Annotated in this window: 13 protein-coding genes; 4 read left to right on the top strand and 9 right to left on the bottom strand. The window is 52.9% G+C overall.

The features are described from left to right. Positions 1 to 232: 232 nt before the first annotated feature. Positions 233 to 523 carry a YerC/YecD family TrpR-related protein gene (locus tag B1728_RS30105; protein ID WP_028549983.1) on the bottom strand — a complete coding sequence of 97 codons (291 nt, stop codon included), beginning with the start codon at positions 521 to 523 and terminating at the stop codon, positions 233 to 235. Between the two features lie 293 nt (positions 524 to 816). Between B1728_RS30105 and B1728_RS30100 the strand changes: the two genes are divergently transcribed. Next, entirely contained in the window at positions 817 to 1,287 is a 471-nt protein-coding gene (locus B1728_RS30100) for a hypothetical protein (RefSeq protein ID WP_256865578.1), read from the top strand. Between the two features lie 260 nt (positions 1,288 to 1,547). On the opposite strand, the gene B1728_RS30095 is transcribed toward B1728_RS30100, so the two are convergent. Further along, on the bottom strand, positions 1,548 to 2,288 hold the full coding sequence (locus tag B1728_RS30095; RefSeq protein WP_079914124.1) for a ThuA domain-containing protein: 741 nt from the start codon (positions 2,286 to 2,288) through the stop codon (positions 1,548 to 1,550). A 205-nt stretch (positions 2,289 to 2,493) separates the two neighbouring features. On the opposite strand from B1728_RS30095, the gene B1728_RS30090 reads away from it, so the two are divergent. Together B1728_RS30090 and B1728_RS30085 are read left to right on the top strand one after the other, a co-directional pair. Continuing rightward, positions 2,494 to 3,426, top strand: a complete 933-nt coding sequence (locus B1728_RS30090) for a helix-turn-helix domain-containing protein (RefSeq protein WP_079914123.1) — start codon at positions 2,494 to 2,496, stop codon at positions 3,424 to 3,426. Positions 3,427 to 3,565: 139 nt separating this feature from the next. After that, the gene (locus B1728_RS30085; RefSeq protein ID WP_079914122.1) at positions 3,566 to 5,599 is read left to right on the top strand and encodes a penicillin-binding transpeptidase domain-containing protein; all 2,034 of its coding nucleotides are present in this window, start codon (positions 3,566 to 3,568) and stop codon (positions 5,597 to 5,599) included. A 283-nt stretch (positions 5,600 to 5,882) separates the two neighbouring features. On the opposite strand, the gene B1728_RS30080 is transcribed toward B1728_RS30085, so the two are convergent. The 4 genes from B1728_RS30080 to B1728_RS30065 are packed head-to-tail and all read right to left on the bottom strand — an operon-like array spanning position 5,883 to position 10,336. Beyond that, positions 5,883 to 7,067, bottom strand: coding sequence for a Gfo/Idh/MocA family protein (locus B1728_RS30080; RefSeq protein WP_179136264.1), 1,185 nt, complete (start codon positions 7,065 to 7,067; stop codon positions 5,883 to 5,885). A 23-nt stretch (positions 7,068 to 7,090) separates the two neighbouring features. After that, a complete protein-coding gene (locus B1728_RS30075) occupies positions 7,091 to 8,488 on the bottom strand; it encodes an enolase C-terminal domain-like protein (RefSeq protein ID WP_079914120.1) in 1,398 nt (465 codons plus the stop codon). Beyond that, positions 8,475 to 9,326: a sugar phosphate isomerase/epimerase family protein gene (locus B1728_RS30070; RefSeq protein ID WP_079914119.1), complete on the bottom strand. Its 852-nt coding sequence runs from the start codon at positions 9,324 to 9,326 to the stop codon at positions 8,475 to 8,477. Before B1728_RS30070 ends, B1728_RS30075 begins: the two co-directional genes overlap by 14 nt. Before the next feature lie 26 nt (positions 9,327 to 9,352). Then, a complete protein-coding gene (locus B1728_RS30065) occupies positions 9,353 to 10,336 on the bottom strand; it encodes a hydroxyacid dehydrogenase (protein WP_179136263.1) in 984 nt (327 codons plus the stop codon). A gap of 152 nt (positions 10,337 to 10,488) precedes the next feature. On the opposite strand from B1728_RS30065, the gene B1728_RS30060 reads away from it, so the two are divergent. Next, on the top strand, positions 10,489 to 11,238 hold the full coding sequence (locus tag B1728_RS30060) for an AraC family transcriptional regulator (protein WP_079914117.1): 750 nt from the start codon (positions 10,489 to 10,491) through the stop codon (positions 11,236 to 11,238). 137 nt (positions 11,239 to 11,375) lie between these two features. Here B1728_RS30060 and B1728_RS30055 read toward each other — a convergent pair whose 3' ends face one another. The 3 genes from B1728_RS30055 to B1728_RS37070 all read right to left on the bottom strand — a co-directional run bounded on the left by B1728_RS30055 (position 11,376) and on the right by B1728_RS37070 (position 15,256). Then, entirely contained in the window at positions 11,376 to 12,530 is a 1,155-nt protein-coding gene (locus tag B1728_RS30055) for a glycoside hydrolase family 88 protein (RefSeq protein WP_079914116.1), read from the bottom strand. A gap of 88 nt (positions 12,531 to 12,618) precedes the next feature. Beyond that, positions 12,619 to 15,093, bottom strand: coding sequence for a glycoside hydrolase family 2 protein (locus B1728_RS30050; protein WP_079914115.1), 2,475 nt, complete (start codon positions 15,091 to 15,093; stop codon positions 12,619 to 12,621). 37 nt (positions 15,094 to 15,130) lie between these two features. After that, a complete protein-coding gene (locus tag B1728_RS37070; RefSeq protein WP_256865577.1) occupies positions 15,131 to 15,256 on the bottom strand; it encodes a hypothetical protein in 126 nt (41 codons plus the stop codon). Between the last annotated feature and the right edge of the window lie 15 nt (positions 15,257 to 15,271).

Genomic DNA, 15,271 nt, shown 5'->3' with positions numbered 1-15,271 from the left:
TTATTACTCAGCTTTTTCCTATTATAGCATAATCCTGCCGAGTCCGTTCCCTGGCGGCTCAACGACTTTGTGAATAAACTTTTTCAGATCAGTTCCTTAGCAGAAGTCACCGGATAAGATACCAGCCAGAGCTTCCCTGACGGTACCGTCAGCAATGATTTTATTGGTACACGAAGAAAATCCCTCCCGGTTCACGTTCGGGAAGGATGGCGAATAAGCTTGCGCATTTCCGCTAGCGTCCAAGGCGCTCCAGCGTCATTTTATAACCGTCGTTACCGTAGTTCAAGCAGCGCTTGACGCGGGAAATCGTAGCCGTGCTGGCACCGGTTTCCGCCTCAATTTGGTTATATGTATTGCCTTTGCGCAGCATCCGGGCCACTTCCAAACGCTGGGACAGGGACTGAATTTCGTTCACCGTGCACAAATCGTCGAAAAAGACGTAGCATTCTTCAATATCTTTAAGCGTCAGGACCGCTTCGAACAGTTGATCGATCGCTTTATCATTTAATTTTTTCAATTGCATGTTTTCGTTCAACCCCTATGATGGTCTGCTAACAATTCTTACATTAATGTATTCGACACCAATGGAGGAAATCCTCCCTTTAGATTAGCAATTCTTTACTATTTTTATGCGGTAATGAAGTAAAACATCAAAAAGCTGATAAAACCGTGACAGGAGTCCAATCCATTCATTCGCCTATAACATAGACTAAATTAGGTAAAACGTCTATGTCCAATTTTCGGTACGTCCAAAGGTACTTTTTGCCAGTGGCATCCAGTGACTTAGAAATCCATAATAAAGGATCGTGAAAACCCGTGACTTATCAAAGACCAACTATCGGAAACCAAGGTGATCCGATGCGCAGCTTTACTCAGCCGGGCTCTTTTTTCGAAGGAGGACAATACCCTGTTCAATATCCGGGAATGGAAATTAACAGCTATGCGCAGTCCCCTGTCCCTGCAACCAACAACGGCGGCGGAGGCGGATTAACGACTCTGCTGGGCGGATCGGGAGGCGGCGGGAACAGCAACATTAACATCGGCCAAATCAAGCAAATCATTGATCGGCTCGGTGGTATCGAAGGTATTGTAGATACGGTGTCGAAAGTACAGCGCATGGTGCAAAGCGTACAACAAGTAGCTCCGCTAGTCAAGGTGCTGATGGGCGGTCTCCTTAAGAAGAAAAACGGTGACAGCCTGGAGGTAACCCCCAGACGCAAAAGGCGCCGCAAACGCAAAACCGGTCCCGTACAAAAGACTCGCGTCAAACGGCGCACTTCCAGATAAGGCTGCAAGCCTTCACTTCTTCATGATGAAAAAGAGCTGCACCTGCGCAAGGGGCGGCTCTATTATCTGTTTAGCCAAATCCTCGTAGACGTAAACGGGTTTGCTGTAAAATCCCATCCATTGGGAGAAAAACGTCTATTATCCTCCTTTTCTAGAGGTGCAGCCGCATTTAGCTATAACATCAAAAAGCCCGGTAAGAGCAGCATATGCTCCAACCGGACCTCCAATTCCTTCCGATGCCAATAACCGCCCCGCCAGGCTTATCCCTGCTGTACCTTGGCCTTGATGGTCTCCAATGGCTTGTGGTTCCCATAAACCGGATATTCGCGAGTCGATGGCGCTGCCCAATGCGTTGCATTGCGAATCACGCGGCGTACTTGTTCGTTGTAATAGGTTGGATACGTCTCGTGTCCCGGGCGGAAATAAAAGATTTTGCCTTGACCGCGATGGAACGTGCAGCCGCTGCGGAACACCTCTCCGCCTTCAAACCAGCTGACCATAATCAGCTCATCCGGCTGAGGAATATCGAAGTGCTCCCCGTACATTTCTTCCGCTTCCAATTCAATATATTGACCGATGCCCTCCACAATCGGATGGCTTGGAGCCACAACCCAGATGCGTTCCTTTTCATCCGCTTCGCGCCATTTCAGATCGCAGGAGGTACCCATCAGCTTTTTGAAAATTTTGGAGAAATGGCCGGAATGCAGAACGATCAAGCCCATGCCGTGCAGCACGCGTTTATGGACACGCTCTACAATAGCGTCCTCCACCGCGCCGTGCGCCTTGTGACCCCACCAGATGAGAACATCCGTGTTGTTCAGCTTTTCCTCCGTCAGCCCGTGCTCCGGCTCATCCAAGGTGGCGTAGGACACTTCCACATCGGCTCCGAGGCCCTCTCCTATCGCTTGATGAATGCCGTTGGGATAGACGGAACGAACCTTTTCGTTCTCTTTTTCATGCCGAAATTCATTCCACACCGTGACTCGCAGCTTTTGACTCATGGGATTATTACCTCCATTGATAGGTCTTTTTTTGTACCTTGATTATATAAGATGCCCCGCACAAAAAGATATTCTCAAAATTGCCCCATCTGTATGCAATAATGTCATGTCCTATTCAAACGTGCTATACTATTCTTATTTCAACGTTAATTTTATTATGCAATATAGTCTTCCTTTTTGTGGAAACGGAGGTTGCGGCAAGCGTATGACGAAGTGGGACGATACGGAAACCGTTGTATTTAATGAGCTCGTCGATTACCAGAATCCTCTGCTTCGCCTGAAAATTTGGCAGATCGAAAGCCCGGGCACTACCATATCGATTCCGAAGGTCTATAAATGGCATTATCATAAAGAAGTGGAGTTTCTTATTCTGACCGAAGGCGGTCTGGGGATCCAAACGAAGCACGATTCAAGACTGCTGCAGAAGGGCGATGTCCATTTGTTCGGCTCCTCCCAGCTTCACCGGACTCGCAAGGAGCTTCCGATGCCGCTCAGCTATATCGTGTGCCAGTTCGATTTGTCCCAGCATTTTGATGAGAGCACGATGCCTTACTTGGCTTATTTCAACGAGGCCAGACGTCCGCTCGGGCAGTTGAACTATATTTTTCGCGAGAAGCCTGAGGTGCAGCGGCAGGCGTTTGATCTCATTATGGACATCTATCAGGAAGCCCAAAGCAAGGCCAAGGGGTACGAGCTCGCGATAAGCGCTTCGATCCGCAGGCTGCTGCTGCTCCTTCTGCGTCATGACGACCGGGATCTGCTTCAAGGGGCCGACAATGCCGAGCTGATGAGGCTGCAGCCCGCCCTCGATTATATCGACGCCCACCTAAGCGAGAAAATCGCGATTGAACAGGCGTGCGCCGTCCTTAATCTGAGCTATCATTATTTCATTAAGTTTTTCAAAAAGGTCATGGGCATGTCGTTTGTTGACTATGTGAATTATAAACGGATTAAAAAAGCCGAACGGCTCCTGCTGACCAAGGATGCCAGTATTATGGAAATCGGTGATGCTGTCGGCATTCCGAATATGGCCCAGTTTTACAAGCTGTTCAAGCGCCATAACCAGTGCTCGCCCAAGGAGTTCAAGCAGCGGATGCGGGGTGACAGCTCGATGGAGCAGGCAGCTCAGATGATGTAAGGGAGAGGATCGTCTCCCTTTTTTTGTTGCCTTTTCGCATCAGTGGGCTGTGAGGGGATTATCAGAGTTCAGCCATTCTTCCCTGCCAAATTTATCTATACAATAGGATAGCAACGGAAATGCAAGGGAATGGTGAAGCATGAAAAAGAAACGAATGGTGACCTGGAGCCGCTTGCTTGCGCTGACCTGCGTGCTGGTTGCAATGGCGGGCTGCAAAGGGAATGAGCCGAATCCGGATGATGCGATGCGAGCCTTCGCGAATGCGTGGCAGCAAAAGCAATACGAAGCCATGTACGATTGGCTCTCCACGGACTCCAAGCAAAAAATCGACACAGCCGCGTTCGTTACCCGGCACAAATCGATCTATGAAGGAATCGGCATGAAGGATTTGTCCATCCAGTGGCTGCCGGTCGAGCAGGACGATTCCCGTAAAATCAAGGATAAAAAATCGTACAGACTGCACGTGAACCTGAACAGCACGTATGGGCCCATATCCTATGATCAGAATGCGCTGATAGTCAAAGAAGACGTAAATTGGAGAGTCCAATGGGACTCCACTTATATTCATCCCAAGCTGGGAGACAAGGACAAAGTAAGAGTCGAGGATACCAAGGCGCAGCGTGGAGAAATTCTGGACCGGCAGGGCTTCGGGCTGGCCATTAACGAAGATAAGCTGGAGCTTGGCCTTATCCCCAAGAAGCTCCCGGAAACTCCGGACCCCTCGATCCAGAAGCTGGCTGATCTATTGAAGCTGGACCCGAAAACGATCCAAAATCTGCTTAATGCCTCTTGGGTAAAGCCGGATTATTTCGTTCCCGTAACGATTGTGCCCAAGGGCGATCAACGGCTGGAGGCTCTGACGGCCATCCCCGGCGTCACCTATCGCACCAAGAAGGTGCGCTCCTACCCCTTGGAGGAGGCAGCCGCCCATCTTGTTGGGTACATAGGCAAATTGACCGCAGAAGAGCTGGCCAAATACAAGGACAAAGGATATGCAGTAGACGATTGGATCGGCAAAACCGGACTGGAGCTTTCCCTGGAATCCAGGCTTAGAGGAACCGATGGAGGACGGATCTATATTCTAGATGCAGACGGCAAGGAGAAAGCGACTCTGGCGAGCCGGCAGGCGGTCGATGGTGAAGATGTTAAGCTGACGATCGACTCGACTCTCCAATCGGATTTGTACCGGCAGCTTGCCAAGGACGCGGGGTCCGGCGCCGCCATTCAGCCCATGACAGGGGAAGTGCTGGCCTTGGTCAGCGCTCCATCGTATAATCCCAATCTGTTCATTAGCGGCGTATCGGCCGATCAGTGGAAAGCTTGGACGGATGATCCGAACAAGCCGCTTTTGAACCGTTTTGCCCGGGCTTATGCCCCGGGGTCGGCGTTTAAGCCTATCACGGCGGCCATCGCCTTGCAGGAGCGCACATTGGATCCGAATGCAGCGAAGGAAATTACGGGGAAAACGTGGAAAAAGGATTCCTCCTGGGGCAATTATTACGTGTCCCGGGTGTCTTCATCCCAGAGCCAGGTCGATTTATCCAAAGCGATGATGTATTCGGACAACATCTATTTCGCTCAGGCGGCGCTGGAGCTGGGCGAGCAAAAATTCATGCAGGATGCCGGCAAGTTCGGGTTCGGTGAACCGCTGCCCCTCCCGCTTGCGTTCGATGCCTCCTCCCTCTCTAACACGGCGAAGATGAAGAACGATATCCAATTGGCCGACTCCGGCTATGGTCAAGGAGAGGTCGTCATGAATTCACTTCATGTTGCGACGACCTACACAGTATTTACCAACAACGGAACGATGCTGAAGCCGACCTTGCTCTTAAGCGATGCAGCCAAGCCCGAGCCTTGGAAAAGCGGGCTGCTTGATCCTGATGTCGTCAAGACCGTGACCGATAAAATGGTCGAGGTCATCGAAAACCCGGCCGGCACAGGCCATGCCGCGATGATCAAGGGTCTGCGTCTGGCAGGCAAAACGGGCACCGCCGAGCTGAAGCAGAAAAAGGATGTCGCCGGACAAGAGAACGGCTGGTTCGTCGCCTTTAACACCGATAAGCCTCAGCTTTTGCTCTCCTTGATGGTCGAGCAGGTCCAGGAACGCGGCGGAAGCCATTATTTGAGCGGAAAAATCAAAGCCTTATTTCAATCCTACCTAAAACCCTCTTAAAAAAAGAAGAAACGGCACCCACCGCCGTTTCTTCTGTCTGCTGAGGAACTTGTAGATTCAGATCATCATCGTCAGCTGGAGGTGAGGTGTCCCCTGCAGGAGCGTAGCGCCCGCCTTTGTTCTCGGGAAATACCCGCTATCAAAGCGGATTATAATCAGAATTTCCCGAGAACAACAGCGGCCGGAAGGGGATACCTCACCGGAGCGCCACATCCCCATCTGAATCATTCATGCTTCCCCTCAGACTCAAACGGCCAAGAGCCGTTTCTTCTTTTTATCCCCCTCACCGAAATGACTCCCGAACATCCACCATAACCTGCTCCTGACTCGCCTCCGGCTTACGGTACGTGGAATGTTCGATCAGCCTTTGCAGCTCCCGCTCATATTCATCGCTGTCTAGCGGCAGACGCACCTTGCTCTCGCGGATAGAGGATAATACCATGCCGTTAATAATCATCAGCGAGTGTAAGCCCTCAGCCGCAGGTACCAACGGTTCCTGCCGGTCTGCGATCGCTTGGAGGAAATCTGCCACAATCCGTTCATGTCCAGGCCCCGCACTGCCGTCCCATTCGATCTCAACCACGTCGTGCCGGACGGTACCGAAGGCCCGTTTGGCATGCTGAATGTAGCCGAGCGCCGACTCCGTATTTTGATACAGCGTTACTTTTTTGTGCTCATACACAAGCTTGCCGTATTCGCCTACGATCTCCAGCCGGTCCGTGCCCGGACACTCCGACGTGGACGCAACGAAGCTTCCCATCAGCCCGCCCGGATACTCCAGCATGGCATGAACCTCATCCTCGACCTCAATATGATGGTACTTTCCGAATGCAGCCATCGCTGTAATCGCTTGAGGGAGGCCGAACAGCCACCACATCATATCCAGATTGTGCGCGCACTGATTTAACAACACGCCGCCGCCTTCGCCCTTCCACGTGCCCCGCCAGTTCCCTACGTTAAAATACGCCTGCGGACGGAACCAATTCGTATTAAACCAGGCGAACCTCATTAGCCGCCCGAGCTTGCCTTCCTGCACCACTTGCCTGATATACTGCCACTCAGGAGCTGTTCGCTGCTGATAGATGGCGGCAAATACGAGATCCGGCTTATGCCTTCGCTGCTCTTCATACACAGCAATCATACGCTCCGCATCCTTCACATGGGCGGCTACCGGTTTTTCCACCAGCACGTGAATATTTCGGCGCAGCGCCTCGATCGTTACGGTCGTATGCTGATAATGAGGAGTCGCCACGATAACCGCATCCAGATTGCCTGCATCCAGCATCGCAATATAATCGGTAAAGCCCTGAACTCCGTATTCGGCAGCGAGACGATGTACTTTTTCTTCCTTTTGACTCCAAATAGAGACGACCTGGCAGCCTTCCATCCGGGACAGCTGCTCATAATAAAGCTTGCCCATATTGCCCATGCCAATAATACCGATGTGAATCCTGCCCTTCTCTTGCATCAGCTTCACCGCCTTTCCGCTGTCTAATAGCATACCGTGGGCTGCGGGAGGGGTCTCGCGATTTGTTCGACCTGATAGCCGAATCCGTAACCGGTCAGACTGTCCAGCTGTACCTTGCCGTCCTGTCTCCGATACAATCCGGGGTGAACCTGGGCTTCATAATAAGAGGCTTCAGGGTAAAACTGCATTCCGTTCGTCTCCACCCCCATAATGGTGCCAGCATGATAAGCCAGCAGCAGGTGAGGAATTTGCGCAAGCATCGGATTCGTTAAATCCTGCACCATCAAGGTCATGCCATGTGCCTTCGCCCAGCAGAGGCTTAGCAATGCGCCTGTTTGTGTCTTGCACGTTTTGAGCGCAACACCGGTCCAGCCCAGCTCCCGCCCCAGCTTCACCAGTTCCCAGTCATGGGCGCTCTCGTCCATGAACAAAGGCTTTCTGGCGCTGACGCTGCGGACATCGAGCCGATGCTCCTCCAATTCATAAGGAAAAGGCTGCTCAATATACAAGATCGCTTTATAAATTTCCGGATGCTCCTGCATTAACCGGTCCAAGATATCGTTCACATAGCTGCAATCGGTAACCTGGCAATTAAAGTCCGCCGTCAGCCATACAACCCGTCTGGCCAATGCAATTTCTCCAACTTGTACAAGCCGGTTGTAGTCCCAAGCCGCATCATTTCCCGTCAGCTTGACCTTCAAGCATTGCAGGCCGTCTCGTTCAATCCAATCCTCCAGTGTGTACGGATAGCCGTCATCGCGTTCGCTGCCGGTCAATTCGTGCCGGTACAGCAGGTCTTTGCCTCCTACTAGATGCCATGCGACCAATTCTTTATGCTTGGGAATGGAGAAAAAATCCTCCGGGTACAACCCATCAAAGCTAACCGATGACCCTGCCGCCGGCTCCAAATAAGCAGACAATTCCTCGTTCATATAGGTCCCGTTGTAGGTCTCGTAGATGTTGACCCGGTTCGTCTGTCCGTAAGCATCGTGAAGCGCAATGTCAAATAGGGAAAAGCAGACGAGCGCCGCCAAATACGGCACAGGCTCAGGCAAGCCCGAGCTCGCGTTAAAGGCATCGACCACCTTAGGCAGCCGCTGCTTCTGATAACGTACGCCCAGCTCGAACGGATGGCCCTGCTCCTTCCACCCGGACAGATCTTCGGCAATGAGCCGGCATATCTGCTTCAAGGCTTGCTCGCGCGCTTCATAGCTAAGCGAACTCGGCCATACCCATTGGACGCTTAACGGCGTTTCCCCCCAGCCCTCGGCACGTTCGCCTAGCCGGTTTTCCGTCTGAATGCACACTCTTGCACAGGTTACGGTCGTCAGTACCTCAGCCCCGAACTTCAAAGGGACGCGGGTTTGCACCGGCAGCTCATATAACTGCAACCCGGTTACGGTAATATCATACGGCTTCATGACCGGTCTCCCCCATTTCTCTCATGATGCTCCTGATATACGCCACCTCTTCACGAAGTGCAGGAATGAGGAGATCCAAGTTACTGCTATGATAAAAAGGCTGAAAGTTCAGCACGCCTTGAAACTTGGCTTCGTGCAGCGCCTTCGCGATGACATGCCAATTCGTTACGCCTTCCTGACAAGGCGTCCATTGCTTGCTCCAGCCTTTGTTCGGAGCCGTCCTGCCCTCCGGATTGTACACGTACTGGGCGTCCTTGATTCCCATACCGGCCAAGTAGCTTCCGAGCGATAGAATCGCCCTCCTCCAGTTATCGTTACCCTCATGAAACTGGTTGCCCGGGTCCGGCATAATGCCGACATAGTCGGACGGCAGCCCTTCTACAAGAGACAGTGCCGCATAGGAATGATGAATAAGCATGCGGTCCCCGTGGTGGATTTGGTACACCGCCTTGAGCTTATATTTGGCGCACAGCTCCGCCATTTGATACATCGAAGCACGGGCTTTCTCCATTTGCGTAAACAAGTGCTCTTGCTCGTTATACGAAAAGTACGACATGCGGAAGCTGCGGATGCCTACATCGGACATGACCTTCAAGGGTGTGTCATCCTGTGCGAGCATTTCCGGCGAAAACCCGGTTGTCGCGAACTCCACCTTCAGGCTGCTGCGCTGCATAGACTGCACAAAGGCAGGAGCTTCTTCAGCAAATCGGTCCGGTGTGACCCAGTAGCCTTCACGGACCACCAAATCGACCGCATCGAATCCGCTCCCCCGGGCAGCCTCAGCAAGCTGGTTCACATCGCAGCTCTGAAAAAACTTAGGAAACAAGGTATACAGCATCGAATCGATCTTCCCCCTCTCCCCGGCTACGCCAGACGGTCCAGCATATCCCAGGTAACGACCATCTTCGGTTTGGAGCCATTTAGGAAAGCCCTTACATCTTCAACGACCTGATTCCCGATATGATAGCTTTGACCTCCCGCCAAGTGGGACGTATAAATGCAGTTAGGCAGCGTGCGGATCGGATTGCTCATCTCTGCAGGTTCCGGATCGGACACATCGAGAAAAGCGAACAGGCGTCCTTTCTTAAGCTCTGCAATCAATGCCTGCTCATCAATGCAGCCGCCGCGGGAGGAATTGATAAAAATCGCGTCATCCTTCATCGCCTGAAATTCCTTTGCTCCCATCATATGGCGCGTGCTGTCCGTCATCGGGGTATGCATCGTGATGGCATCGCATTGCCCACAGAGCTCTAGAAGCGAATCGACCTTCGTCGCCCCGAGCTCTGCGGCGGCTTCCTGCGAGATATACGGATCATACAGCAGCACCTTTGGGCCGAAAGGCCGTACGAGCTGCAGGAAGTAGCGGCCCACCTGGGACGCGCCGATGATGCCGACCGTAGCAGCCGCCAGATACAATTTGTTCGGTACCGGCTGCCGGAACTCGGTTCGGTTCGACTGGGCATTCGGAAGGATTCGTCGCAGGCCGATGATCATTTCGCCGAGCACCATCTCGGCGACGGTTCTCCCTATCGCCGGAGCGCAGGAAGCAATCACAATATCGCTGCCGCGCAAATCGTCCGTGAAAAAGCCTTTGACAGACCCTGCGGCATGCTCCCACAGCCTGAGGGACGGACAAGCCCCCAATATAGCCTTCGTAGGCTTAGGCGTCCTCCAGGAGCCTACAGACACTTCGCAATCCTGCAAAAAGGCAGCGGCTTCCTCATCGTTGAACTGTACATCCGTTGGATTCCATTTCACTTCAGCAATCGATTCAAGCTCGTTGTGGCTTGCTTCTGAAAATATAGCTTTTTGCATACTAACCGGCATTAAAACTCCTACTTTGGCCATGCTCCATTCACGCCTCTCCGTCATTATTTTACATAGTCAATATAACACCTTGTGAAATAGGGACGAATGGCAAAATCAAGCCTTTACTTGTCGTTTTGTGTGATAGTTGATATGGTAAGGAGAGATGCCTTTGTAGAGGGAAGGTGTATTCAATGAACTCCAATCTGCTCATTTTGTTTAAAGGGGAAAAACACGGCTACGGGAAGGTCGCTTTGCACTCGCATACGTTCTGGCAGCTGGAAATGGTCACCCGCGGCCACATTGCCTATACGCTGTACGACAATACCATCAGAGTGCTGAATGCAGGGGATATGCTGCTGATCCCTCCCTTTCAGGAGCATGAATTTATCTATGATACTCCTGGTGCGGCATGGATTACATTGAAGTTCGAACGAAGCGAAGCTTCTGACTCGTCAAGGGGAGGGGTCATTCCAAAATCGCTGTTCACCGAGAAATTTACGGCGTCGCTTCTTGCGACGATTACCGGAACGATCCTGAAACCTTACGAGAAAATGTTCGTGGAGGGAATGCTGGAGTCTCTCTTTGTGTATATCGGATCGGACGATTTTTGCCAAATGGAGGATGAGCCGAGCCAGCTTGTCCGCGCTATTACCGATATGGTGCGGGAGCGGAACGGCAGACCTATCAGCGTGGATGAGATCGCAGAGCAGCTGTCGTATACGCGAAGCCATATATCGAAGCTGTTCAAGCAGCTGACCGGAGAAAATTTGAAATCCTTCATCGACCGGGTTCGGCTGGAGAAGGCCAAGGAGATGCTGCGGTATAGCGAATTCAATATATCTTATATCACGGAGGAGCTGGGCTTTAAGGATATTTTTACATTTTCGCGGTTTTTCAAGCGCATGACGGGAATGAATCCGAGGCTGTATCGAGCTCATTAGATAACCCCGCGAAGTAGGACCATAGCTTCGCAGCTGATTCAGGCACATGCGGGGAGCCACGAAATTTAAAAAAGCTCCCTCCCGCACAAAGCGGGAAGGAGCTTGGTTCATTTTGGTTTCGGCTCACGACGAACCGATTAGAAAATGCGGTTTTTCCAGCCGAGCAGCTTGGCGATAGCTTCTACGTAGTAGTAGTCCCCGTAGATCAGGGAGACGTTCACGTTTTGTCCGGCCGGCTTGTTACCCGTTCCTTCGAGCAGAATCGCTTCATGCTCAGGACGGTCCCAAGTGCCGTAGTTTTGCGTCAGCGAGAGCAGAATACGCTCTGCTGCGTCGCGGTAGGCTTTGCCTTCAACGCCTGGCAGCGCGTCTGCCAGCTCCAGCAGGCCGGATGCGGCGCAGGATGCGGCCGAGGTGTCGCGAGGCTCGTCGGCCAAGCTTTCCGCCGCGCGGAAATCCCAATGCGCCACATGATCTTCCGGCAGCATGGACAAGAAGTAGTGCGCTACGCGCTGTGCTGCGCGCAAATATTTTTTATCGCCGGTGAAGCGGTATGTGTTCGCCATGCCGTGCAGCGCCCAAGCGGCACCGCGGCTCCAGGAGGAATGAGGGCCCGCGCCTTGACCGCCGAGAGACTCAATGACCTCACCGGTCTCTGGGTTGAAGCTGACGATATGGTTAACCGAGCCGTCCTCGCGGATAAAGTGGTTCACAACAGTGTCCGCGTGAGCTTTAGCGATATGGCTGAAACGAGGATCCTTGATTTCTTCGGCTGCCCAGAACAGAATGGACAGGTTCATCGAGGAGTCGACGATCGACCAGCCGATTTTTTCCTGATTCCATGCGCGGAGGAAATTGCCTGCAATGTTGAAACGTCCAGCGAGGAAGTTCGCGGCCGTCAGCCCGCGGCGCTTGCCGTCCTCATCACCTGTCAGCTTGTACTTGATTACCGCAGTAGGCAGGTATTGGAAGCCCACGTCGTGGTGATAGTTGTTTTGCTGGATCGATTTTTGCTCCAGCTTCTCGTCCCATACCCAGGCTGCATTTTTGTAATGCTCTTTGCCTGTCATTTCGTGCATAATCCATAGAATGCCCGGCCAGAAGCCCGATGTCCACCAGTCATGGCGCATATCGTCGTAAACTCCTGTATCAGCCGGAGCCACGTGAGGGGACTTGTCCCCGATTTGGGTAATCATACGATCTACCTTGTGCTGCAGAGCCTCCCAAATATGCGGAAGTGCTTCTTGCAAATTCGCTGCTTGCTTCAACTTGCTTGTATCCAATGCTGTCATGCTCGTTATCCTCCTTTAGGATGGCTTCTGAAATCGAATGAAGTTTATAGATGCAGGATGCGCCATAGCACACCCTGCCCGAATCACTTTAGATGGTTAAGAATGCGGTCGGCAAGCCGGCGCTTGCAACGCTTACGACGGAGACTGGCTCATGCTTTGTTCCATTAGCCGCCGCGCTTGCCGCTGGTCCCCCTGCCGATACGAAGCCGGTCACCGGCACGCTGGCGGCAGCTCCGCCTACAGGATCAATCACGATGCATGCGCGTCCGTTCGTCAGCTGAATCAAGCTGGAGCCGCGCACCGTACCTTGGCGGTCGATCAGCTTGCCGTCGCCGGTTAAGCCGAACCGGACGAAGTTCAACGCGTCGAGGCAGCGTACGCCGTTGGCGTCATAAGCGACCGCTTCGACAACGATATTGCCGTCCTCCTGCTTCTCAGAGCTCAGTCTGATCTCGACCGGCTGGCCCCAAGCTTCCGTTTGATATTCAAACGACAGCTCGTCGGTTACCGTAACGCCGTCTTTGGTCGCTACCACCTTCACCTGGTTGATGCCCGGCTTCAGTACGGTCTCCCAACGCAGGCCTGCCGCAGGGAAGTTTTGTGAATCGCGCTTTCTCACGCCGAGGCTTACGCCATTTAAGAACAGCTCCGCTTCCGGGCAGTTGGAGTATACCTTGATGGTTTTCAGCTCATCCGCGGCTCCCCACCGAACCGGCATCGTATGGCCGTAAATGCGGGCCATCGGCTTGCTTGTCCAGTACGATTGGTACACGTAGTAAGCTTCTTTTTTCGTAAAGTCGCGTTCGATGATCCCTTTCATATTCAAATAAGGAATCGGGGAGTCCGGACGAACCGGCGTCGCAAAATCCTTGAACGCCCACTGAGCCGCACCGGTCAGCCAGTCCATCTTCTCCTGGGATTTCAAATACCAGTCGATCATTTCGCAGAAGTAGGTTTCCGACCAGTCGCCGTCACGGGATACGCGAGGCTCGCCGCCGGTCAGCAAATAATCGCCGTCACGCTCGTCGGTATCGCCGTCACCGCTCTTGATAAACTCAAAGCCGGTGTACGTCTTCTCCACATGACGCGTTGCCAGGTTATCCGCGCCCCACTCCATATGGAAGAAGGAGTCGACGTTTTCAAATGCTTGGCGGCTGCTTTCTTCATAATCCGTATAAATGCCGCGGTACCAGCCTGCCCAGATCGAAGGCGAGTACACGTCGATAATATCTTTGCAGAACTCGCAGCGGCGAATCGCGGTCAGACGGCTCGGGTCCAGCTTATGCGACAAATCGTGAAGCTCCTTCATGAACGCGCGGATCTCCTGCTGGTCGAAGTAGTCAAAGTCACATTCCCAATCGTTCTCGTTGCCGAGTCCCCACAGAATAACCGAAGGATGGTTATAATGCTGCTCGATCATCGCGGTCAGCATATCGCGGCACTGCTGGCGGTACTGTTCGCCTCCGAGACCTCCGCGGCACCAAGGGATTTCTTCCCAGACCAGGATTCCGAGCTCGTCGCACAAATCCAGAACGATACGGGATTGCTGGTAGTGGCCGAGGCGAATGAAATTCGCTCCCATATCCTTGATCAGCTGCATTTCCGTGCGGATCATTTCCTCGGTCATCGCAGGTCCAACGCCCGCATGATCCTCGTGGCGGTGAGTACCGCGCAGCAGCAGACGCTCGCCGTTCAGCTTGAACGGCCCTCTTTTCACAAATTCGAAGCTGCGGGCCCCGAAACGCTCCACCTGCTCCGTACGGCCGTATGCACTTTCCAGCTCCACCGTGCAGCTGTACAAGTAAGGACTGTCCGTCGTCCACAGCACAGGGTTCGCCAGTTCTGTTACAGCAAGCTCCTTCATCCCCGTCCAAGGCTTCTCGCGAAGCTGGAATTGAGCCAGCTCCTGTCCTTCTCCGTCCTTGATGCTAACCTTCAGGGTCACTTCTTCCTGCAAGCCTTGCGGATTGTATAAGGCAGCGCGAACCGCAACACGGCAGCTGCTATGATCATCAGACAGCTTCGGCTCCACATGGACACGCTCCAAGGAGACCGCAGGCACATAAACCAGGTTCAAATAGCGGTATATCCCGCCGTACAGGTTAAAGTCACTGGCATCCGAAGGGATCGTCTCCAGCTCACGGCTGTTGTCGCATGCTACGGCTACCGGAATGAGTCCTTTGTAGCGCTCGATTTCGCGCGCCTGCGCAACAGCTTCCGTAATGTCTACCGTAAATTCGTCATAGCCGCCCAAATGGGAGCCTACCTTATTCGTGTATACATAGACATCCGTACGCTGGCCCGCTCCCTCGAAGTGAAGCAGCGTCCTTCCTTGAGGATAAGGGTTGTTCACTTCCAGCTTATTACGGTACCAGCCCTGTCCTTGATAATACTTGCCGTCCGGGTCCAGTACGTCCAGTCCGTTGTAAGAATGAGGCAGCTCTACGCTATGCCATGGGACATTATAATGGTTCTGCAGCTTGTCCTGGCGCCATACCTCCCAAGGCCCTCCCAGGCTTCCGCGGTGATGCTCCCATTGCTCAATTAATCTGCGCTTGATCAAATCTATTCACACTCCGTTGGTTATAGTGGTTTCATTTTTAGCGAGTGATTGGAGAATGTCTGCCGTCGTATCCCGCCACGCCTCGGCTTCTGACCATCGGCTGCCGCCAAGTGCTTGTACTGGCCAAGCCGTGAAGCAGAGTCGGCCATTCATGGCCGGTCACCGACCCTTTCCTAGA

Source organism: Paenibacillus sp. 32352 (assembly GCF_002042965.1).
GTDB classification, from domain to species: domain Bacteria; phylum Bacillota; class Bacilli; order Paenibacillales; family NBRC-103111; genus Paenibacillus_S; species Paenibacillus_S vulneris.
This window is presented reverse-complemented; position numbering and strand designations above follow the sequence as displayed.

Excerpts from the sequence above, each read along its gene's own strand:
- B1728_RS30065 (WP_179136263.1), bottom strand. The coding sequence starts at position 10,336 with ATGGCCAAAGTAGGAGTTTTAATGCCGGTTAGTATGCAAAAAGCTATA.
- B1728_RS30085 (WP_079914122.1), top strand. The coding sequence starts at position 3,566 with ATGAAAAAGAAACGAATGGTGACCTGGAGCCGCTTGCTTGCGCTGACC.
- B1728_RS30105 (WP_028549983.1), bottom strand. The coding sequence starts at position 523 with ATGCAATTGAAAAAATTAAATGATAAAGCGATCGATCAACTGTTCGAA.
- B1728_RS30075 (WP_079914120.1), bottom strand. The coding sequence starts at position 8,488 with ATGAAGCCGTATGATATTACCGTAACCGGGTTGCAGTTATATGAGCTG.
- B1728_RS30055 (WP_079914116.1), bottom strand. The coding sequence starts at position 12,530 with ATGACAGCATTGGATACAAGCAAGTTGAAGCAAGCAGCGAATTTGCAA.
- B1728_RS30095 (WP_079914124.1), bottom strand. The coding sequence starts at position 2,288 with ATGAGTCAAAAGCTGCGAGTCACGGTGTGGAATGAATTTCGGCATGAA.
- B1728_RS30080 (WP_179136264.1), bottom strand. The coding sequence starts at position 7,067 with ATGCAAGAGAAGGGCAGGATTCACATCGGTATTATTGGCATGGGCAAT.
- B1728_RS30070 (WP_079914119.1), bottom strand. The coding sequence starts at position 9,326 with ATGCTGTATACCTTGTTTCCTAAGTTTTTTCAGAGCTGCGATGTGAAC.
- B1728_RS30090 (WP_079914123.1), top strand. The coding sequence starts at position 2,494 with ATGACGAAGTGGGACGATACGGAAACCGTTGTATTTAATGAGCTCGTC.
- B1728_RS30060 (WP_079914117.1), top strand. The coding sequence starts at position 10,489 with ATGAACTCCAATCTGCTCATTTTGTTTAAAGGGGAAAAACACGGCTAC.